Origin of the sequence: Kitasatospora sp. NPDC093102, assembly GCF_040683915.1 — a bacterium.
Classification (GTDB): domain Bacteria; phylum Actinomycetota; class Actinomycetes; order Streptomycetales; family Streptomycetaceae; genus Kitasatospora.
This window is the reverse complement of the sequence record NZ_JBFBFA010000003.1, coordinates 268,484-289,402: the sequence shown is the minus strand read 5'-3', so window position 1 is coordinate 289,402 and position 20,919 is coordinate 268,484. Positions and strand designations below refer to the sequence as shown.

The window sequence follows — 20,919 nt, the reverse complement described above, 5'->3', positions numbered from 1 at the left end:
GCAACCATACGGCGAGATGGTTGAATTAGGCAACTTTCTTCAAGGGCAAGTAAAGCCCGCGGTTGCGGGCCCGGTCACGCCACCGACGGCCGCCCGGTCAGTCGACCGGCGGCTCCCCCAGCACGTCGTTGAAGCGGTGCAGCAGCTCCGCGAAACGGGTCACGTCCTCCGGCGACCAGTCACCCATCACCTCGCGCACCCGCCGCATCCGGACGTCCCGCGCGGCCAGGAAGCGCCGTCGCCCGTCCTCGGTGAGCGAGACCAGCGCGGCCCGGCGGTCCAGCGGGTCCGCCTCCCGGGCCACCAGGCCCAGTTCCTCCAGCGCCCGGATCTGCCGGCTCACCGTCGCCTTGCCCACCGCGAAGTGCACGCCGACGTCGGTCACCCGCACCCGCCCGGCCTGCTCGATGTAGCCGAGCATGCTGTACGCCATGCCCTCCAGCCCGGGGTGCACCCGCCGTGAGAGTTCCGCCACTCTGGCCCGGCCCCGCCGGAACATCAGCGCGACCTCGCGCTCCACCGTCACCAGGGCTTCTTCGTCACTCACCGCGCCAGTATCGCGCAGCGACACCCACCGGGAGCCCGTACGGAAGGTGCGACAAGCCAACTACTTCATGGTATGAAGTATCGGTTCTGGAAGTACCGTTTTCCCCCGTTACACAAGGAGATGTGGATGGCAGCCCCGGGGCAGGGTTTCGTCGCCGAACTGAAGAGTGCGGTCACCCCGCGCGCGGCACTGCTCGTGCTCGGAGTGCTGCTGCTCCAGCTCGGCTTCATCACCTCGTACATCGGGGCACTGCACAAGCCGGCCCCGCAGAACCTCTCCATCGCGGTGGTCGCCCCGCCGCAGGTCGCCCCCAAGCTGGTCGGCGCGCTGGAGGCGGTGCCGAACGACGCCGTCAAGGCCCTCACCGCACCGGACGCCGAGACGGCGACCCAGCAGATCAAGGACCAGAAGATCTACGCGGCGCTGGTCGTGGACCCGACCGGCACCCAGGACACCCTGCTGGTCGGCGGCGCCCGCGGCCCGTCCGCGGCCAAGGCCGCCGAGACCGTCACCACCGCGATCGACCAGAGCCAGGGCCGCACCGTCAAGGTCCACGACGTGGTGCCGCTCGCCGCGGGCGACACCAACGGCCTCTCCGCCTTCTACCTGGTGATCGGCTGGTGCGTCGGCGGCTACCTGGTCGCCTCGATCCTGGGCATCAGCGCGGGCTCCAAGCCCGCCAACGTCCACCGCCTGCTGATCCGCCTCGGCGTGCTCGCGCTCTACTCGATCGGCGCCGCGGTGCTCGGCACGCTGATCGCCGGACCGGTGCTGGACGCGCTGCCGGGCTCGATCCTCGGCCTGAGCGCCGTCGGCGCGCTCGTGGTGTTCTCGGTCGGCGCCTTCACCATGGCGCTCCAGTGCCTGTTCGACATCATCGGCATCGGCATCGCGGTGCTGGTCTTCGTCGTGCTCGGCAACCCGAGCGCGGGCGGGGTCTACCCGGCGCCGATGATGCCGCCGTTCTGGCGGGCGATCAGCTCGTGGATCCCGAACGGCGCCGGCACCAGCGCGGCCAAGTCGGTCGCCTACTTCGGCTCCACCAACCTGGGGCTGCCGATCCTGGTCCTGGTGGTCTGGGCGCTGATCGGCATCGGTGTCGCCCTGCTCGCCGTGCTGCGGCACCCGCGCGCCCGGAGCCGCGAGCTGGTCTCCGCCGACGAGGCCTGAGCCGCCCGGTCCCGACCGTCACCGAGCCCCCGGCCGCCCCGGCCGGGGGCTCGGTCGCGTTCCCGGTCCCGGCACGCGTGCCACCCGCGGGGCCCGGGGTTCTCCTAGCCGAGCGGCCCCGGGTCCGCCACGATGGCCCGCACGACCCGCACCGCCGCGCCCAGCAACGGGCCCCGGCGGCCCAGCCGGGAGACCGTCAGCCGTTCCTCGGACCAGGGCCGCACCGTCACCCGGGCGGCCAGTTCGGCCCGCATCGCGGGCAGCAGCCAGGGTGCCAGCCGGGCGTAGCCGCCGCCCAGCACCACCTCGGCCGGATCCAGCAGGTTGACCGCTCCGGCGGCTGCGGTGCCGAGCGCCGTGCCGGCCCCGGCGAGCGCCGCACGGGCGGCTTCGTCCCCGGCGTCGGCACGGTCGGCGAGCAGCGTCACCCAGTCGCCCCGGGCCCCGGTCAGGCCGGCCGCCCGCAGGGCCGCCGCCTCGCCCGCGTACTGCTCCAGGCAGCCGTGCGCCCCGCAGGCGCAGCGGCGCCCCCCGGGGTGGACCGGTACGTGGCCGAACTCGCCGGCGTAGCCGCTGGCCCCGCGCAGCAGCCGGCCGCCGACCACGATCGCCGCGCCGACCCCGGCCTCGGCGGAGACGTACAGGAAGTCCTCCGGGCCCTCGCCCAGCCAGCGCTCGGCCAGTCCGCCGAGGTTGGCCTCGTTGTCCGCCTCGATCGGCAGCTCGGCCAGGCCGCCCCCGGCCGTCCGCAGCGCCGGGCGCAGTGCGGCGGCCAGCGGGACGTCCTGCCACCCCAGGTTGGCGGCCCGCCGGAGCACCCCGCCGGAGTCGCCGACCAGCCCGGGCACGGCCAGGGTGAGTCCGGCCGGGCGCAGCCCCGACTCGGTGACGGCCTCGCGCAGCAGGTGGGCGAGGTCGGCCATCACGGCGGCGGGCGCGCGGCCGTGGTTGGAGACCTCCCGGCGCCGCCAGGCGCGGACCTCCCCTCGCAGGTCGACCACGCAGGCGCCCAGGTGCCGCACCCCGATCTCGGCGCCGAGGCCGCCGGGCCCGGCCGGGTTGAGGCCGAGCGCGGTGCCGGGGCGGCCGACCTTGCCGCTGGGCGCGGCGGGGCCCTCCTCGACCACCAGGCCGGCGGCGATCAGCTGTTCGGCGAGCGAGGAGACGGCCGCCCTGGTCAGCCCGGTCCCGGCGGCCACCTCGGCGCGCGAGCGCGGTCCGCTCGCAATCGTCCCGAGCACCAGGGCCAGGTTGGCCCGGCGCATGCCCTGCTGGCTGGCGGGCCCGGTCGGGACGGGGTCCGGCTCGTGCATAAGGCTCACCTCGCCCCTTTACGGCACATCCCGTGGCATCTCGGGTGCAGCGTAACCGGGTTCCGCGAGCACCGTCGCCGGTTCCGGGAGCACCGTCGCCGGCACGCGAACGGGCTCGGCCCGGGCGGGCCCGGCGGGCGGGGCGGGCGGGGCGAAGACCCACCGCCGCATCGCCCAGTAGCGGAACAGCATCGCGACGAAGGTGCCGACGACCATCCCGCTGAGGAAGTCCGCCAGCTCCTGCCGGCAGGGGCCGACGTACGGCTCGCGCAGGTTCAGGACGTACCGGGAGACCGCCAGCGGCACGTCGTTGACGGCGATCGCCACCACGCTGACCAGGGCGAACATCAGAGCCTCGCGCTGCCGGCCGTCGGCCCGGAAGGCCCAGCGGCGGTTCAGCACGTACGAGACGACGGTGCCGATCACGGTCGCGACCGTCAACGCGACCACCGGTTTGTGCTCCAGCACGGTGAGCTTGAGTTCGAAGTCGATCACCGTGGTGAGCACGAAGCAGCCGCTCCCGACCAGCAGGAACTTCACCAGCCGGCGGTGCCGTACCAGGAAGGGGCGCAGCCGGTCGGGCACCCGGGCCAGAGCGCGCTGCGTGGGGGACGGCATCTCCGCAGTCTCGCACGCGGGGATGCCGTCGGCCCTTCAGGGCGCCGGTGGGGCCCGGGCCGCCGCTCGGGCGGCCCGGGCCTCCGGTCAGGCGGCCACCAGCACCGTGGCCGCGGCCGGCTCCAGCGCCAGCTCCAGCACCTCCCGCACGTCCGCCACCGGGTGGACGGTGAGCCGCTCCAGCACCTCGGCCGGGAGGTCGTCCAGGTCGGCCTCGTTGCGCTTGGGGATGATCACCGTGGTGACCCCGGCCCGGTCGGCGGCGAGCAGCTTCTGCTTCACCCCGCCGATCGGCAGCACCCGCCCGGTCAGTGACACCTCGCCGGTCATCGCCACGTCGGTGCGCACCTTGCGGCCGGAGAGCAGCGAGGCCAGCGCCGTGGTCATGGTGATGCCGGCGCTCGGCCCGTCCTTGGGGACGGCCCCGGCCGGGATGTGCAGGTGCACACCGCGGTCGCGCAGCGAGGTGACCGGCAGCTCCAGCTCGGCGCCGCGCGAGCGCAGGTAGGAGAGCGCGATGTGCGCGGACTCCTTCATCACGTCGCCCAGCTGCCCGGTGAGGGTCAGCCCGGTGCCGCCCGTCTCGGCGTCGGCGAGCGAGGCCTCGATGTAGAGGACGTCGCCGCCGGCGCCGGTCACCGCGAGACCGGTGGCCACGCCGGGGACGGCGGTGCGGCGCTCGGCCGGCTCCTGGGCGGACTCCGGCACGTGGTGCGGCCGGCCGATCAGGGCACGCAGGTCCTGCGCACCGACCGCGACGGGCAGCTCGCGCTCGCCCAGCTCGGCCTGTACGGCGATCTTGCGCAGCACCCGGGCGATCGAGCGCTCCAGATTGCGGACGCCGGCCTCCCGGGTGTACTCCCCGGCGAGGCTGCGCAGCGCCGGCTCGTCCACGGTGACCTGCTCGCCGCCGAGGCCGGCCCTCTCCAACTGGCGCGGGAGCAGGTGGTCGCGGGCGATGACGACCTTCTCGTCCTCGGTGTAGCCGTCCAGCCGGACCAGCTCCATCCGGTCGAGCAGCGGCTCGGGGATGGCTTCCAGGACGTTGGCGGTGGCGAGGAAGACGACGTCGGAGAGGTCGAGCTCGACCTCCAGGTAGTGGTCCCGGAAGGTGTGGTTCTGCGCCGGGTCCAGCACCTCCAGCAGGGCGGCGGCCGGGTCGCCCCGGTAGTCGGAGCCGACCTTGTCGATCTCGTCCAGCAGGACGACCGGGTTCATCGAGCCGGCCTCCTTGATCGCCCGCACCAGCCGGCCGGGCAGGGCGCCGACGTAGGTGCGCCGGTGGCCGCGGATCTCCGCCTCGTCCCGGACGCCGCCGAGCGCGACCCGGACGAACGTGCGGCCCATGGCGCGGGCCACCGACTCGCCGAGCGAGGTCTTGCCGACGCCGGGCGGGCCGACCAGGGCCAGCACCGCTCCCTCCCGCCGTCCACCGCTCTTGCCGGGAAGCGCTTCGCCCTGCCCCTCCGGTCGACGCCCGCCGACCGGCCCGAGCCCCTGGTCGGCCCGGCGCTTGCGGACGGCCAGGTACTCGATGATCCGCTCCTTCACGTCGGCCAGGCCGGCGTGGTCGGCGTCGAGCACCGCGCGGGCGCCGGCGATGTCGTACGCGTCCTCGGTGCGCTCGTTCCAGGGCAGTTCCAGGACGGTGTCCAGCCAGGTGCGGATCCAGGAGCCCTCGGGCGACTGGTCGGACGAGCGTTCCAGCTTGTCGACCTCCTTGAGCGCGGCCTCGCGGACCTTCTCCGGGAGGTCCGCGGCCTCGACCCGGGCGCGGTAGTCGCCCTCCTCGTCGGCCGCCTCACCGTTCAGCTCGGCCAGCTCCTTGCGGACGGCCTCCAGCTGGCGGCGGAGCAGGAACTCCTTCTGCTGCTTGGCCACGCCCTCCTCGACGTCCTTGCGGATGGTGTCGTTGACCTCCTCCTCGGCGAGGTGGTCGCGCAGCAGGGTGAGCGCGTACTCCAGACGGGCGACCTGGTCGGCCTCCAGCAGCACCTTGAGCTTCTGCTCGGCGGTGGCGAAGGGCGCGTAGCCGATGTTGTCGGCGAGCTCGCCGACGCCCTCGATCCGGTCCACCCGGTCGACGATCTGCCAGGCGCCGCGCTTGCGCAGCCACTGGGTGGACAGCGCCTTGTACTCCCTGACCAGCTCGGCGGCACGGCCGGCCACCGGGGTGCCCACCGAGGACTCCCGGAACGGCGTGGTCTCCACCCAGAGGGCGGCGCCGGGGCCGGTGGTGCCGACGCCGATCCGGACCCGGCGCACGGCGCGCACCAGCGCGGCGGGCTGCCCGACCGCGTTGGGGCCGTCGGCCAGCCGGCCGACCTGCTCCACGGTGGCCAGCGTGCCGGCCGCCGCGTACGAGCCGTCCACCCGCGGGACCAGCAGGACCTGCGGCTTGGCGGCGCCGGTGGCAGCAGCCCGGGCGGCCTCGACCGCGGCGCGCACCTCGGTGTCCTTCAGGTCCAGCGGAACGACCATGCCCGGCAGGACGACCTCGTCGTCGAGCGGCAGCACGGGCAGGGTGAGCGGTGTGGACGTCGATGCCATGATCTCTCCCCAGTCAGCGAACTTGAGTCGACCTGACTAAGGCCTGGCGGCCGCCGGATGTTCCCGACCCTCAGTTCGCCGTGAGCGAACACGGATCGGGGCGGGAGGTGCCGCGCCGGGCTCCGTCAAAAGAGCACCGGGAGCGCACCGGACACGTCCAGAGAAGTCCCGGGGTGAAGACCCCCGGTCCCGGATCGATCGCGACCGGGCGGCGTCAGCGCACCGTCCACACCCGCGCGGGCGCACCGCCGGCGGCCGTCGCCGGGGCCGGACGCGGCCGGAGCGGGCGCCGCTCGGCCCGGCGGACCCAGCGCCACAGCGCGACCCCGGTCAGCACCGCGGCCGGATGCCCCACGCCGGTGACCACGTCCTTGTCGCCGGCGATCTGCTCGGCGATCATCAGCCCGGCGCCGCCCAACGCGAGCAGCCGCCCGCGCCAGGAGAGCAGCCCGGCCACCGCCCCCAAGCAGGCGAGCACGCCGTAGCTGACCCCGATGTCCAGGCGGTCCATCACCTCGGGCGCCATCCGCCCGGTCTCCACCGCGGTGATCACCACCCCCTGGGAGAGCAGCGTCGCCACGACGTGCCCCGCCGCGAACACGGCCGCCGCCCGGGCCGGGCCGACCTTTCGCTCCAGCGGCGCGAGAGTGAACGCGAATCCCCACAGGTACGGCATCCACACCTCGCCGGCCACCCAGAATCCGCTCAGTGCGAGAGCGCGCAGAGGATGCTGGAGCAGGTTGTGCCCGTCCGAACTGGAGGCCTCCTGCAACCGCTGGACGAATTCCGGATCGGCGAGTCCGGCGAAGGTCGTGGTGGCTCCCACGACGGCGAGGTATCCGAGCGTGAAGGGCGTTCGCCGGGGCGTCGGCACCCGTTCCAGCAGCCACTCCACGACACCGGCGCGCAGCCCGAGGCGGAGCATTCCGTACGGCGCTCCCGCGGCCCGGCCTGCGCCGGCACCCCGCTCCAGTCCCGCCATGCCGCCTCCGCTCCACGCCGCAGCCACCGGCTCCTCGCCTGGTGCCCAACGTACCGGCGCGCGCCGCGGATTCCGCCCGGTCGGGTGCTGTCGCGGCCACGGTACGTCGAGGTTCTGAGAGACGCCTGGGAAAAGCCCGTGAAGACCCCTGCCGTAGCGGACCGCCGGATTCCCGGCATTGGTCCAGACCTTCTCTCCGCCAACGCGGCAGCACGGCCTCTGACCGGCGACTTGGCGTCAACTGGACTGCATACGTACCGTTACACAGAGAAAATTCGCCGGGTAAGGTATCGGCCCGTGCCCACTCGTGCAGTGGGTCCGAGGGCGGCCCGACGGCCGGCCCACGGGCCGGAAACGTCCGGTCCACCTGCCGGGAAGCATCCGCTGTCCGTACGCTGCGAAGTGCGCGGGAGAAGTGGGCGGCCGACCATCCGCCCTCGGCTCCCTGTCGCGCGACGGGACGGCGGACCCGGCACAGTCCACGACGGAACAAGACTACGAGCGGAGCCCCGCCATCCCCACAGGTGGCCGGCCCGCAGCCCTGGGGGCGGTGGCGTGACCGTGACAGAAATTCAGCAGGACAACCACAACACCGGTGGCACTGTGAGCAGCCAGCGCAGAGTGCTGGTGGTGGAGGACGAGCCCACGATCGCCGAGTCGATCGCCGCCCGGCTGGGCGCCGAGGGCTTCAAGGTCGCCGTGGCCCACGACGGCCCCGGCGCGGTCGACGGCTTCCACACCTGGCAGCCGGACCTGGTGGTCCTCGACATCATGCTGCCCGGCTTCGACGGCCTGGAGGTGTGCCGCCGGATCCAGGCCCAGCGCCCGGTGCCGGTGCTGATGCTGACCGCCCGCGACGACGAGACGGACCTGCTGGTCGGCCTCGGCGTGGGCGCGGACGACTACATGACCAAGCCGTTCTCGATGCGCGAGCTGGCCGCCCGCGTCAACGTCCTGCTGCGCCGCGTCGAGCGCGCCCAGCAGGCCGCCCGCACGCCCGCGCTGGGCAGCCTGCGGTTCGGCGAGCTGGAGATCGACCACGTGCAGCGCCGGGTCCGGCTGGCCTCGGGCGACGTCCACCTGACGCCGACCGAGTTCGACCTGCTCGCCTGCCTGGCCGCCCAGCCGCGCGCCGTGCTCACCCGCGAGCAGCTGCTGGCCGAGGTCTGGGACTGGACCGACGCCTCCGGCACCCGCACCGTGGACAGCCACGTCAAGGCGCTGCGCCGGAAGATCGGCGCCAGCTGGATCCGCACCGTCCACGGCGTCGGCTACGCGCTGGAGGCCCCGCTCTCCTAGGGGTTCGTCCCATGGGTCCTTGCCGGGCCCGCAGCCTGATCCGACAAGACCCAAGAGACGAATCCCTGCGGCTTCGCGGGCGACGGGCCGCCGGGGGGCCCGTGTCCGGACGACGCCGCGCCACCACGCGGGGGGACGACGCGGGGACCACACGGGACAATGACCTTTCCACAGCAACGCAACGGGGAATCCGACGACGCGCGGCCGCAGAACCTGGCCACCCGCGCCGCCCGCCGGGTCTGGGCCGACATCCGGCCGCTCGACCCGGTCCGCTCGATCAAGGGCAAACTCGCCCTGCTCGTGATCGTTTCCGTGTTCCTGGCCACCGGGATGGTGGTCGTGGCGATCCGGTCCGAGACCCAGATCCGGATCATCATGGTCTTCTCCATGATCGCCTCACTGCTCTTCATGCAGTTCCTCGCACACGGGCTGACCGCCCCCCTGCGCGAGATGACGGCCGCCGCCCGCGCGATGGCCTCCGGGGACTACAGCCGCCGGGTCGAGGTGAACTCGCGCGACGAGATCGGCGAACTGGCGGCCGCCTTCAACGCCATGGCCGCCGACCTCCAGGCCGCCGACCGCCATCGCCGCGAGCTGGTCGCCAACGTCTCGCACGAACTGCGCACGCCGATCGCCGCACTGCGCGCGGTCCTGGAGAACGTGGTGGACGGCGTCGTCCAGCCCAATCCGGCCACCCTGGAGGCGGCACTGGAGCAGACCGAGCGGCTCGGCCGCCTGGTCACCCACCTGCTGGACCTCTCCAAGATCGACGACGGCGTGGTCGACCTGGACGCCCGCCCCTTCGAGGTGCGCGGGTTCCTGGACGGCGTGCTGCGCGGGGTCACCGTGGACGGCGCGACGGCCGGCGGCGCCTTCTCCCGGCGCGGGGACGTCCGACTGGCCCTGGAGGTCAGCCCGGCCGGCCTGACCGGCGTGGCGGACCCGGAACGGCTCCACCAGGTGGTCGCCAACCTGGTCGACAACGCCTGCAAGCACTCCCCGCCCGGCGGCACCGTGACGGTGCGGGCGCGACCGGAGGGCGAGGAGGGCGGCCTGCTGCTGGAGGTCGAGGACGAGGGCCCCGGCATCCCGCCCGCCGACCGCTCCCGGGTCTTCGAGCGGTTCAGCCGCAGCGGCACCGCGACCGCCGCCGGGCCGGGCGCGGACGGCGGCACCGGGCTGGGCCTGGCCATCGCCCGCTGGGCGGTGGACCTGCACGGCGGACGGATCGCGGTGGCCGAGTCCCCGCGCGGCTGCCGGATCGAGGTCCGGCTGCCCGGGCAGCGCCAGGGGTGACGGTCAGGACATTTGTCACAGATCCGACACAGAGGCACGCGAAGATCGTTAGCGGATTCGGCCGAGTTTTTGTCCGGTTTCGCCCGAGTATGGCCCCTGTTCGGCGTCGATCGGTTCCCCTCGGATACGGCTTTCTAACGCACTTTTTCAGCCAAAGTGCAGGTCAACACTGTGATCTGGGCGACGCCTGGGCCTCGGGGACTGCGCGATCACTGGTCAGGGGCGTAGCCTTAATCCCCGCTGTCCAAACATCCCAAAAGGAAGCGGAAGAGGGCGGTTGCCGCCGTGTCGCCACAGTCCCCTGAAACCCCCAACAGCTCGGCAAGCTCCACTGGCTTCGGCCCCAATGAGTGGCTCGTCGACGAGATCTACCAGCAGTACCTCCAGGACCCGAACTCGGTCGACCGAGCCTGGTGGGACTTTTTCGCCGACTACAAGCCCGGTACCGAGGTGACCCCAGTGACCCAGGCCGCGACCCAGGCCGGCCCCGCGCCGACCCCTGCCGCTGCCCCCGCGCCCGCCGCTGCTGCTCCGGCCGCGCCCGCCGCCGCCCCGGCCGCCCCGGCCCCGGCCCCGGCCGCCGCTCCGGCCCCGCTCGCCGCCGCGCCCGCCGCGCCCCCGGCCCCCAAGGCCGCCGCCCCGGCGCCGGCCGCGCCCGCCGCTGCCGGCCCCGAGCTGGTCCAGCTCCGCGGTCCGGCGAAGGCCGTCGCCACCAACATGGACGCCTCGCTGGAGGTGCCGACCGCGACCTCGGTCCGCGCCGTCCCGGCGAAGCTGTTGATCGACAACCGCATCGTCATCAACAACCACCTGCAGCGCGCCCGCGGTGGCAAGGTCTCCTTCACCCACCTGATCGGCTACGCCCTGGTCCAGGCCATCAAGGCCGCCCCGGGCATGAACCACAGCTACAAGGTGGAGGACGGCAAGGCCTTCCTGGTCAAGCCGGAGCACGTCAACCTCGGCCTGGCCATCGACCTGGTCAAGCCCAACGGCGACCGCCAGCTGGTCGTCGCGGCCATCAAGAAGGCCGAGACGCTCGACTTCTTCGGCTTCTGGCAGGCCTACGAGGACATCGTCCGCCGGGCCCGCGCCAACAAGCTGACCATGGACGACTTCACCGGCGTCACGGTCTCGCTGACCAACCCCGGCGGCATCGGCACCGTGCACTCCGTGCCGCGTCTGATGCAGAACCAGGGCACCATCGTCGGCGTCGGCGCCATGGAGTACCCGGCCGAGTTCCAGGGCTCCGCCCCGGAGACCCTGTCCCGCCTGGGCGTCTCCAAGATCATGACGCTGACCTCGACCTACGACCACCGCGTCATCCAGGGCGCGGCGTCCGGCGAGTTCCTGCGCGAGATCCACCGCCTGCTGCTCGGCGAGAACGGCTTCTACGACGAGATCTTCGAGTCGCTGCGGATCCCGTACGAGCCGGTCCGCTGGGCCACCGACGTCGCCACCACCCACGACGACGAGGTCAACAAGACCGCGCGCGTCATGGAGCTCATCCACTCCTACCGGGTCCGCGGCCACCTGATGGCCGACACCGACCCGCTGGAGTACAAGCAGCGCAAGCACCCCGACCTGGACGTCGTCCAGCACGGCCTCACCCTGTGGGACCTGGAGCGCGAGTTCGCGGTCGGCGGCTTCGGCGGCCACAAGATGATGAAGCTCCGCGACATCCTCGGCCTGCTGCGCAACACCTACTGCCGCACCGTCGGCATCGAGTACATGCACATCCAGGACCCGAAGCAGCGCAAGTGGCTGCAGGAGCGCCTGGAGAAGCCGTACGCGAAGCCCGAGCGCGAGGAGCAGCTGCGCATCCTGCGCCGCCTGAACTCGGCCGAGGCCTTCGAGACCTTCCTGCAGACCAAGTACGTCGGCCAGAAGCGCTTCTCGCTGGAGGGCGGTGAGTCGCTGATCGCCCTGCTGGACGCGACCATCGACTCCGCCGCCGAGCACCGCCTCGACGAGGCCGTCATCGGCATGGCCCACCGCGGCCGCCTGAACGTGCTGGCCAACATCGTCGGCAAGCCGTACGGCAAGATCTTCGGCGAGTTCGAGGGCAACCTCGACCCGAAGTCGATGCACGGCTCCGGCGACGTCAAGTACCACCTGGGCGCCGAGGGCACCTTCACCGGCCTGGACGGCGAGACCATCAAGGTCTCGCTGGCCGCGAACCCCTCCCACCTGGAGGCCGTGGACCCGGTCGTCGAGGGCATCGCCCGCGCCAAGCAGGACATCCTGGACCAGGGCGGCACCACCTTCCCGGTGCTGCCGATCCAGATCCACGGCGACGCGGCCTTCGCCGGCCAGGGCGTCGTCGCGGAGACCCTGAACATGTCGCAGCTGCGCGGCTACCGCACCGGCGGCACCGTGCACGTCGTGGTGAACAACCAGGTCGGCTTCACCGCCGCCCCGGCGTCCTCGCGCTCCTCGATGTACTGCACCGACGTGGCCCGCATGATCGAGGCCCCGATCTTCCACGTGAACGGCGACGACCCGGAGGCCGTGGTCCGCGTCGCGCGGCTCGCCTTCGAGTTCCGCCAGGAGTTCCACAAGGACGTGGTGATCGACCTCATCTGCTACCGCCGCCGCGGTCACAACGAGGCCGACAACCCGTCGTTCACCCAGCCGCTGATGTACGACCTGATCGACAAGAAGCGCTCGGTGCGCAAGCTGTACACCGAGGGCCTGATCGGTCGCGGCGACATCACCATGGAAGAGGCGGAGCAGGCGCTCCAGGACTTCCAGGGCCAGCTGGAGAAGGTCTTCGCCGAGGTCCGCGACGCGGCCCAGGCGCCGGCCGACGCCACCGCGGGCAAGCCGGTCGCCGACTTCCCGGTCTCCATCCGGACCGGCATCTCCCAGGAGATGGTCAAGCGGATCGCCGCCTCCCAGGTCAACCTGCCGGACTGGCTGACCGTCCACCCGCGTCTGCTGCCGCAGCTGCAGCGCCGCGCCGGCTCGGTCGAGGACAACACCATCGACTGGGCGATGGGCGAGACCCTCGCCATCGGCTCGCTGCTCATGGAGGGCCACCCGGTCCGCCTGGCCGGCCAGGACAGCCGCCGCGGCACCTTCGGCCAGCGGCACGCCGTCCTGATCGACCGCAAGACCGGCGAGGACTACACCCCGCTGCAGTACCTCACCGAGGACCAGGCCCGCTACACCGTCTACGACAGCCTGCTGTCGGAGTACGCGGCCATGGGCTTCGAGTACGGCTACTCGCTGACCCGCCCGAACGCGCTGGTCATGTGGGAGGCGCAGTTCGGCGACTTCGTCAACGGCGCGCAGACCATGGTGGACGAGTACATCGCCTCCGCCGAGCAGAAGTGGGGCCAGCACTCCGGCGTCACCCTGCTGCTGCCGCACGGCTACGAGGGCCAGGGCCCGGACCACTCGTCCGCCCGCCCGGAGCGCTTCCTCCAGCTGTGCGCGCAGAACAACATGACGGTCGCCATGCCGACCCTGCCGTCGAACTACTTCCACCTGCTGCGCTGGCAGGCGCACAACCCGCACCACAAGCCGCTGGTCGTCTTCACCCCGAAGTCGATGCTGCGTCTGAAGGCCGCGGCGAGTGCGACCGAGGAGTTCCTGTCCGGCTCGTTCCGCCCGGTCATCGGCGACACCACCGTCGACCCGGCGCAGGTCCGCAAGGTGGTCATCACCGCCGGCAAGTTCTACTACGACCTGGAGGCGGCCCGCACCGAGCGCGGCGTCACCGACACCGCGATCGTCCGGGTCGAGCGGCTCTACCCGCTGCCGGTGGCCGAGCTCCAGGAGGAGCTGGCCCGCTACGGCGACAACGTCCAGTTCGTCTGGGCGCAGGAGGAGCCGGCCAACCAGGGCGCCTGGCCGTTCATCGCGATGAACCTGGTCGACCACCTGCAGGTCGTCATCGGCCGCAGCGGCGGCGAGGCCCGTCTGCGCCGCGTCGCCCGCACGGCGGCCTCGTCCCCGGCGGTCGGCTCGGCCAAGCGGCACGCCGCCGAGCAGCAGGCGCTGGTCGAGGAGGTCTTCGCGCTCTGACGCGCTGAAGCCCCGCGCCTTCCACGCCCGCGGCCCCGTCCTCCCCACCGGGAGGGCGGGGCCGCGGGCGTTCGCGCTCCCGGCCCCGCGTTCGTGCCCCCGGCCCGTCAGGTCCCAGCTCTGCAACCAAACCTGAACCGCGGTGCGCGAGATCCTGACGGATCGATAGGTTATGCCTCGCCGCTCGGCAGCCCCGGCGCCCGTGGGCGCGCCCGGCCGCCGCGGCCGTACCACCTCACCGCACTCCCAGGGGGATCACCACATGACCGCCGACACGCCTCGGGACGCCGGCAAGCTCCCACCGGTCTTCCAGCCGCTCCTCCCGGACGACCCCCGGGAGGTCGGCGGCTACCGGCTGTTCGCCCGGCTGGGCGCCGGCGGCATGGGCCGGGTCTACCTCTCCTACACCCCGGGCGGGCGCCCGGTCGCGCTCAAGGTGGTGCGCCCGGAGTTCGCCGAGGACGGCGAGTTCCGCCGCCGCTTCGCGCAGGAGGTCAGCAACGCCCAGCGCATCCACGGGCTCTACACCGCGCAGGTGATCGACTCCGGCGGCCTGGACGGCGACGCCCCCTGGCTGGTCACCGCGTACGTCCCGGGCCCGTCCCTGCAGCAGGTGGTGCGCGAGAACGGCGCACTGCCGGTGCGCACCGTGCTGCTGCTGATGGGCGGCATCGCCGAGGCACTCCAGGCGATCCACAGCGTCGAGGTGGTCCACCGCGACCTCAAGCCCGCCAACGTGCTGGTCGCCGGGGACGGCCCGCGGGTGATCGACTTCGGCATCGCCCGGGCCGCCGACGCCACCGCCCTGACCGGCACCGGCTACCGGATCGGCTCCCCCGCCTTCATGTCCCCCGAGCAGGCCCAGGGCCGCCCGGTCACCCCGGCCACCGACGTCTTCGCGCTCGGCGCCCTGGCCGCGTACGTGGCCGCCGGCACCGCGCCGTTCGGCGACGGCCCGGACACCGCGGTGCTCTACCGGGTGGTGCACGAGGAGGCGGACCTCACGGGCGTCCCGGCGGACCTGCGCGAGCTGATCCAGCGCTGTCTGGCGAAGTCCCCGGAGGACCGTCCCACGCCCGCCGAGATCATCCAGGTCGCCCGCAACCACCCGGAGGTCGGCGGCCAGCTGCGGTTCGGCGAGGACTGGCTGCCGCGCGAGGTCAACACCGAGATCACCCGTCGCTCCGACCTCCCGCAGCAACAATTCCTTCTGGCCCCGCCGACCCCGCTGCCGGCCGCGCCCGCCACCCCGCCGACCCCGCTGCCCGCGATGCCGGCCACTCCCCCGCCGCCGGCCGGCGCACCGACCCACCCGACCGGCGCACCGGCCCACTCGACCACCGCGGTGCACCCGCCGCAGCAGCCGGTGACGCCGCCGCCCGGCTTCGCTCCGCCGCCGGTCGGCTCGTACGGCGCCCCGCAGCCGCCCACCGAGGCGCCGACCGCACCGGTGCTGCCGGCCCCGCCGACCGCCCGGCTCCAGCAGCCGGAGCCGCCGTCGTACGACACCCCGCCGCCCGGCCCGGTGGTGACCGCCGCCCCCGCGCCGGAGCCCGAGCCCGAGCGCAAGGGCGGGGTGTCCTGGAAGGTGCTGCTCACCGTCGCCCTGGTGATGGCGGTCGGCGGCACCGCGGGCGGCGTGGTGCTGATGAAGAAGCTGGGTGACGACACCAAGCCGGACAACAAGCCGGCCGCCGCGGTCACCGTGACCCAGAGCCCGGACGCGACCAGGGCGAACTCCTCCCCGAGCGCCCCGGCCTCCGCCGACCCGGTGACGGCCGCGCCCTCGAAGTCCGGCCAGAGCACCGTCTCGGCCCCGGCCCGGCCGGCCGGCTACTCCCCGATGCTGGACAAGAAGTCACTGGCGATCCCCAGCGCCGAGTACTCCTCCGACGCCTACCGGATCGACCTGGACTCGGGCACCGTGGTCCCCCGCTCCACCGACCTCAAGTGGGGCCTCGGGGTGGTCAACGCCGGGGGCACCGGCGGCAGCAAGGCCAACTCCTTCACCAGCTACGGCGACAACAAGTCGGACTTCGCGGTGATCACCGAGCCGTCCGTCACCGCCGAGCAGTGCGCCGCCGCGATCGACTCCCGGCCGGACACCGACCTCTCGTACAACCGGGTCGCGCCCGGCCGCCTGCTGTGCGTGCGCGACCGGGTCACCCGCAACATCGCCGTCGCGGTGATCGAGCAGGCGGACCCGACCACCGGGGCCGCCAAGGTCACCGTCAGCACCTGGCGGGCCAGCTGACCGGACTATCCTGACCAGGTCAATCCCCATCGGACCGGAGCGAACCGTGTACTTCACCGACCGAGGCATCGAGGAGCTGGAGAACCGGCGCGGCGAGGAGGAGGTCACCCTGGGGTGGCTGGCCGAGCAGCTGCGCACGTTCGTCGACCTCAACCCGGACTTCGAGGTCCCGGTCGAGCGGCTGGCCACCTGGCTGGCGCGGCTCGACGACGAGGACGACGAGTGACCCGGTGACGGCCGCCGCGAGGCCCGGGAGGCAACCGCCTCCCGGGCCTCGCGCGTGTCCGGGTACGGAGGCCCCACGGCCCCGTAGGGGAGACCTCGGGGGCGGATCGGGGTCGGGATCGGGGGTCGGCGCGCTTGACTCTGCCAGCACGCGATATATCGTCTTTAAAGAAGAACGCGATACATCGCGATCGGCAACGGGAGGCGGCAAAGATGAGCCAGTGGACGGTCGACGGCCCCGAGAGGATCACCTTCGACGAGCCGGTGCGCGCGCTGCACGTGCGGACCATCGAGGGCACGGTGAACGTGGTGGCGGCCGAGGGCCCGGCCCGACTGGAGGTCACCGAGCTGGTCGGCGAGCCCCTGCACGTGACCCTGGTGGACGGCGTCCTGACGGTCACCTACAAGGACATCAACAGCTGGGGCGAGTTCGGCGACCGGCTCAAGTCGGTCGGCTCGGTGAAGGACTTCTTCGGCTCCTTCAAGCGCAAGCGGATCGCCGGCGTGACCGTGACCGTCCCGACCGAGGTCGAGGTCAAGGTCGGCACCGTGTCGGCCGACGCCACCGTCAGCGGCGTCAACGGGCACGTCTCGGTGCAGAGCGCCAACGGCGACACCACCCTCGCGGGCGTGACCGGCCGCATCGAGGCCGGCACCGTCACCGGCGACGTGGACGCCCAGGCGGTGGGCGGCCGGCTCAAGGTCAACACCGTCTCCGGACAGCTCACCGTGATCGCCGGCACCGCCGACCGGGTCCAGGCCAACACCGTCACCGGGGCCGTCACCCTGGACCTCGACGTGGCCGGCGAGACCGACGTCAAGGTCAACACCGTCAGCGGCGCGGTCGTGGTCCGGATCCCCTCGCTGGCCGACGCCACCGTCGAGGCCGGCTCCACCAGCGGCGATGTCTCCAGCACCTTCGAGCAGCTCCAGATGAGCAGCACCTGGGGCGCCAAGAAGATCTCCGGCCGGCTCGGCGAGGGCCGCGGTAGCCTCAACGTCACCACCGTCTCCGGCGCGGTCACCGTGCTGCGCCGCCCCGACTCGGAGGAGGAGGGCCCGGTGGTGGTCAAGGAGCTCCCGGCCGGCCCCGGCACGCCGAACCTCACCAAGGAGGCCTGAGATGACACCGGTGTTCGGCCACGGCCGGCTCCGCCTCTACCTGCTGAAGCTGCTGGACGAGGCCCCGCGGCACGGCTACGAGGTGATCCGGCTGCTGGAGGAGCGGTTCCAGGGCCTGTACGCCCCCTCGGCCGGGACGGTCTACCCGCGGCTGGCCAAGCTGGAGCAGGAGGGGCTGGTCGCCCACAGCACCGAGGGCGGCCGCAAGGTGTACCGGCTGACGGACGCCGGACGCACCGAACTCGAAGCCCGGCAGAGCGAGTTGGACGAGCTGGAGTTGGAGATCCGGGACTCCGTGGCGCAGCTCGCCGGGGCGATCCGCGAGGACGTCCGGGACAGCGCCAAGGACCTGCGCGAGGAGCTGTGGAACGCCGCCAGGCAGGCACCCCGGCCGGAGCGCACCGAGAGCGGCGACCCGTGGGCCGGGCCCTGGGGCGACAACGAGTCCTGGCAGCGCGCCAAGGAGGAGTTCGCCCAGTTCAAGCAGCAGGCCAAGGAGCAGGCCAAGCGCGCCCGGGAGCAGGAGCGGGCCGCCAAGGCCAAGGCGAAGGCCGCCGAGGAGGAGGCCCGCCGGCTGCGCGAGCAGGCCAAGGCCTCGCGCACCGCCGCGCAGCAGGAGGCGCTGCGGATCAAGCGCCGGGTCGAGCAACAGGTGCGCGAGCACGCCGCGAAGGGCGACTGGCCGACCGGACTGGCCGAGGGCCTGTCCGAGCTGACCAAGGGCCTCGCCGGGCTGGCCGACGCGGCCCGCTGGGGCCACGGCGCGGACGAGCCGCCCGCCGAGCCCGCCGAGCGGATCACCGTGACCCGGATCGACCTGGACAAGGACGAGCCCGGCGCCCCGGCGGATCTGCCGGCGTGGGCCCACACCGACCCGGCCGGGGATCCGGCCCGCGAGCTGGAGCGGCTGCTCGACCGCTTCCGCGACCAGGTCCGCGACGCGGCCCGGGACGGCGGGGTGAACGCGGACAAGCTGGCCGAGGCCCGCGCGGTGCTGGGCGCCGCGGGCGAGCGACTGAAGCGGCTGCTCGGCTGAGCCGGCGCTCTCGGCGCCCTGACGCCGGCTCCGCACCGGCCCGGTGCCCCCGTTCGGGAGGCGCCGGGCTGTCGCGCGTGAGGGCGCGTCAGGGCGCCGATGCCGTCAGGGGGTGAGGACGATCTTCCCGAAGACGTCGCCCTTGGCGAGCCGGGCGAAGCCGTCCCGGGCCTCGGCCAGCGGCAGCACCGAGTCGATCACCGGCCGGACACCGGTGTTGGCGCAGAACGAGAGCAGCCCGGCCAGCTCCTCCTTGGTGCCCATGGTCGAGCCGACCACCCTGAGCTCCAGGAAGAAGATCCGGTTCAGCTCGACGGAGCTCGGGTTGGGGCCGGAGGTGGCCCCGGAGATGACGATGGTGCCGCCCGGGCGCAGCGACTTCACCGAGTGCGACCAGGTCGCGGCGCCGACCGTCTCCAGCACCGCGTCCACCCGCTCGGGCAGCCGGGCGCCGCTCTCGAAGGCCGCGTCGGCGCCGAGCTCCACCGCCCGGGCGCGCTTGGCCTCGTCCCGTCCGGTGACCCAGACCCGCAGGCCGGCCGCCTTGCCGAGGACGATCAGCGCGGTCGCCACCCCGCCGCCCGCCCCCTGCACCAGGACGGTGTCGCCGGGCTTGACCCCGGCGTTGGTGAACAGCATCCGGTACGCCGTCAGCCAGGCGGTGGGCAGGCAGGCGGCCTGCTCGAAGCTCAGTTCGGCGGGCTTGGGCAGCAGGTTCCAGGTGGGCACCGCGACCCGCTGGGCGAAGGTGCCCTGGTAGCGCTCGGTGAGGATGGACCTCGGCTCGTCCGGGCCGACCCCGTGGCCGCTCTGGCCGATCACCGAGTGCAGGACCACCTCGTTGCCGTGCTCGTCGACGCCGGCGGCGTCGCACCCGAGGATCATCGGCAGCTTCTCGGCGGGCAGGCCGACCCCGCGCAGCGACCACAGGTCGTGGTGGTTGAGGCTGGCGGCCCGGACGGTGACCACGCTCCACCCGGGGCGGGCCTGCGGTTCGGGGAGGTCGCCCAGCTCCAGCCCGCTCAACGGGTCGGCGGCGTCGATACGTGCGGCATAGGCAGCGAACATGCCCCGGACGATAGCCGCGACGGCCGGGGCCGGGAACCACGCGGAGGTGTGACGCGTGTCCCGGCCCTGGGCCGTTTGCCGAATGTCCGGCCGGATCGTCAGATCCGCGCCACGCCCTCCGCCCGGGCGGCCTCGGCGACGGCCTTGGTGACCGCCGGCGCGACCCGCTCGTCGAACGGCGAGGGGATGACCTTCTGCGGCGTCAGCTCGTCGGCCACGACGCCGGCCAGCGCCTTGGCGGCGGCCAGCTTCATGCCCTCGGTGATCCGGGAGGCGCGGACCTGGAGGGCGCCCGCGAAGATGCCCGGGAAGGCCAGCACGTTGTTGATCTGGTTCGGGAAGTCGCTGCGGCCGGTGGCGACCACCGCGGCGTACTTGTGCGCGACCTCGGGGTGAATCTCCGGGGTGGGGTTGGCCATCGCGAAGACGAACGCGCCCTCGGCCATGGTCGCGACGACCTCCTCCGGCACGGTGCCGCCGGAGACGCCGATGAACACGTCGGCACCGGCCAGCGCGTCGGCCAGCGAGCCCTTGAGGCCGGTGCGGTTGGTCTGCCCGGCGATCTCCGCCTTGACGTCGGTGAGGTCCCCGCGGCCCTCGTACACCACGCCCTTGCGGTCGCAGACGGCCACGTCGCCGATGCCGGCCGCGACCAGCATCTTGGCGATGGCGATACCGGCCGCGCCGGCGCCGGAGATGACGGCCCGCAGCGAGCCGATCTCACGGCCGGTCACCTTGGCGGCGTTCCACAGGGCGGCGGTGGTGACGATCGCGGTGCCGTGCTGGTCGTCGTGGAAGACCGGGATGTCCAGGGCCTCCTGGAGCCGGCGCTCGATCTCGAAGCAGCGGGGCGCGGAGATGTCCTCCAGGTTGACGCCGCCGAAGGAGGGCGCCAGCCGGATCACGGTCTCGACGATCTCGTCGACCCCGGTGCAGGCGAGCGCGATCGGCACCGCGTCCACGCCGCCGAACTGCTTGAACAGGATGGCCTTGCCCTCCATCACCGGCAGCGAGGCCTGCGGGCCGATGTCACCGAGGCCCAGCACCGCGGTGCCGTCGGTGACCACCGCGACGGTGTTGGACTTCCAGGTGTAGTCGTCGACCAGCTCCGGCTGCTCGGCGATGGCCGTGCAGACCCGGGCGACCCCGGGCGTGTAGGCGAGGGACAGGTCGTCCGCGTCGCGCACCGGGACGGTCGCCCGGATCTCCATCTTGCCGCCGCGGTGCAGCGCGAAGACCGCGTCGACCGGATCGTCGGTGTCCTGGGTGCTGCTGTGAATGATCTCCGCTGCCACGATGACCTCTTCGTCATTGATCTGGCGAGGACGCGCGGCCGACGGGCAGGGCGACCCGTCCGGAAACCGGAAACCGGGTACGCCGAAGCGGACCCGGGGTCAGGGTCGGGGCGCT

General features: G+C 73.0%; 15 protein-coding genes. 8 read left to right on the top strand and 7 right to left on the bottom strand.

Translation table 11 applies throughout. The annotated features are described in order from the left end of the window. Positions 1–97: 97 nt before the first annotated feature. Complete coding sequence (locus tag AB0O11_RS06965) at positions 98–547, bottom strand: MarR family transcriptional regulator (protein ID WP_363382608.1); 450 nt, start codon at positions 545–547, stop codon at positions 98–100. A 126-nt stretch (positions 548–673) separates the two neighbouring features. Between AB0O11_RS06965 and AB0O11_RS06960 the strand changes: the two genes are divergently transcribed. Next, positions 674–1,717: an ABC transporter permease gene (locus AB0O11_RS06960; RefSeq protein WP_363382607.1), complete on the top strand. Its 1,044-nt coding sequence runs from the start codon at positions 674–676 to the stop codon at positions 1,715–1,717. Positions 1,718–1,821: 104 nt separating this feature from the next. Here AB0O11_RS06960 and AB0O11_RS06955 read toward each other — a convergent pair whose 3' ends face one another. From AB0O11_RS06955 to AB0O11_RS06940, 4 genes are all read right to left on the bottom strand, one after another. Further along, positions 1,822–3,030, bottom strand: a complete 1,209-nt coding sequence (locus tag AB0O11_RS06955; protein WP_363382604.1) for an ROK family transcriptional regulator — start codon at positions 3,028–3,030, stop codon at positions 1,822–1,824. An 18-nt stretch (positions 3,031–3,048) separates the two neighbouring features. Continuing rightward, a complete protein-coding gene (locus AB0O11_RS06950) occupies positions 3,049–3,648 on the bottom strand; it encodes a GtrA family protein (protein WP_363382601.1) in 600 nt (199 codons plus the stop codon). A gap of 87 nt (positions 3,649–3,735) precedes the next feature. Continuing rightward, on the bottom strand, positions 3,736–6,198 hold the full coding sequence (lon, locus tag AB0O11_RS06945) for an endopeptidase La (RefSeq protein ID WP_363382598.1): 2,463 nt from the start codon (positions 6,196–6,198) through the stop codon (positions 3,736–3,738). 214 nt (positions 6,199–6,412) lie between these two features. Beyond that, positions 6,413–7,180, bottom strand: a complete 768-nt coding sequence (locus tag AB0O11_RS06940; RefSeq protein WP_363382595.1) for a rhomboid-like protein — start codon at positions 7,178–7,180, stop codon at positions 6,413–6,415. A gap of 561 nt (positions 7,181–7,741) precedes the next feature. Between AB0O11_RS06940 and AB0O11_RS06935 the strand changes: the two genes are divergently transcribed. The 7 genes from AB0O11_RS06935 to AB0O11_RS06905 all read left to right on the top strand — a co-directional run bounded on the left by AB0O11_RS06935 (position 7,742) and on the right by AB0O11_RS06905 (position 18,441). After that, positions 7,742–8,479 (top strand): response regulator transcription factor, encoded by a 738-nt coding sequence (locus AB0O11_RS06935; protein ID WP_030057574.1) that lies wholly within the window; start codon positions 7,742–7,744, stop codon positions 8,477–8,479. A gap of 159 nt (positions 8,480–8,638) precedes the next feature. Continuing rightward, positions 8,639–9,775, top strand: a complete 1,137-nt coding sequence (locus tag AB0O11_RS06930; RefSeq protein WP_363382592.1) for a HAMP domain-containing sensor histidine kinase — start codon at positions 8,639–8,641, stop codon at positions 9,773–9,775. Positions 9,776–10,060: 285 nt separating this feature from the next. After that, positions 10,061–13,804 (top strand): multifunctional oxoglutarate decarboxylase/oxoglutarate dehydrogenase thiamine pyrophosphate-binding subunit/dihydrolipoyllysine-residue succinyltransferase subunit, encoded by a 3,744-nt coding sequence (locus AB0O11_RS06925; protein ID WP_363382589.1) that lies wholly within the window; start codon positions 10,061–10,063, stop codon positions 13,802–13,804. Between the two features lie 262 nt (positions 13,805–14,066). Then, the gene (locus AB0O11_RS06920; protein ID WP_363382587.1) at positions 14,067–16,058 is read left to right on the top strand and encodes a serine/threonine-protein kinase; all 1,992 of its coding nucleotides are present in this window, start codon (positions 14,067–14,069) and stop codon (positions 16,056–16,058) included. Positions 16,059–16,104: 46 nt separating this feature from the next. After that, positions 16,105–16,284 carry a DUF6104 family protein gene (locus AB0O11_RS06915; RefSeq protein WP_049649445.1) on the top strand — a complete coding sequence of 60 codons (180 nt, stop codon included), beginning with the start codon at positions 16,105–16,107 and terminating at the stop codon, positions 16,282–16,284. Between the two features lie 212 nt (positions 16,285–16,496). After that, positions 16,497–17,405, top strand: a complete 909-nt coding sequence (locus AB0O11_RS06910) for a DUF4097 family beta strand repeat-containing protein (protein ID WP_363382585.1) — start codon at positions 16,497–16,499, stop codon at positions 17,403–17,405. 1 nt (position 17,406) lies between these two features. After that, positions 17,407–18,441 (top strand): PadR family transcriptional regulator, encoded by a 1,035-nt coding sequence (locus tag AB0O11_RS06905; RefSeq protein WP_363382583.1) that lies wholly within the window; start codon positions 17,407–17,409, stop codon positions 18,439–18,441. A 105-nt stretch (positions 18,442–18,546) separates the two neighbouring features. On the opposite strand, the gene AB0O11_RS06900 is transcribed toward AB0O11_RS06905, so the two are convergent. Then, positions 18,547–19,509, bottom strand: coding sequence for a zinc-binding dehydrogenase (locus AB0O11_RS06900; protein ID WP_363382580.1), 963 nt, complete (start codon positions 19,507–19,509; stop codon positions 18,547–18,549). Between the two features lie 98 nt (positions 19,510–19,607). Continuing rightward, positions 19,608–20,804: an NADP-dependent malic enzyme gene (locus tag AB0O11_RS06895; RefSeq protein WP_224283191.1), complete on the bottom strand. Its 1,197-nt coding sequence runs from the start codon at positions 20,802–20,804 to the stop codon at positions 19,608–19,610. Positions 20,805–20,919 lie beyond the last annotated feature (115 nt).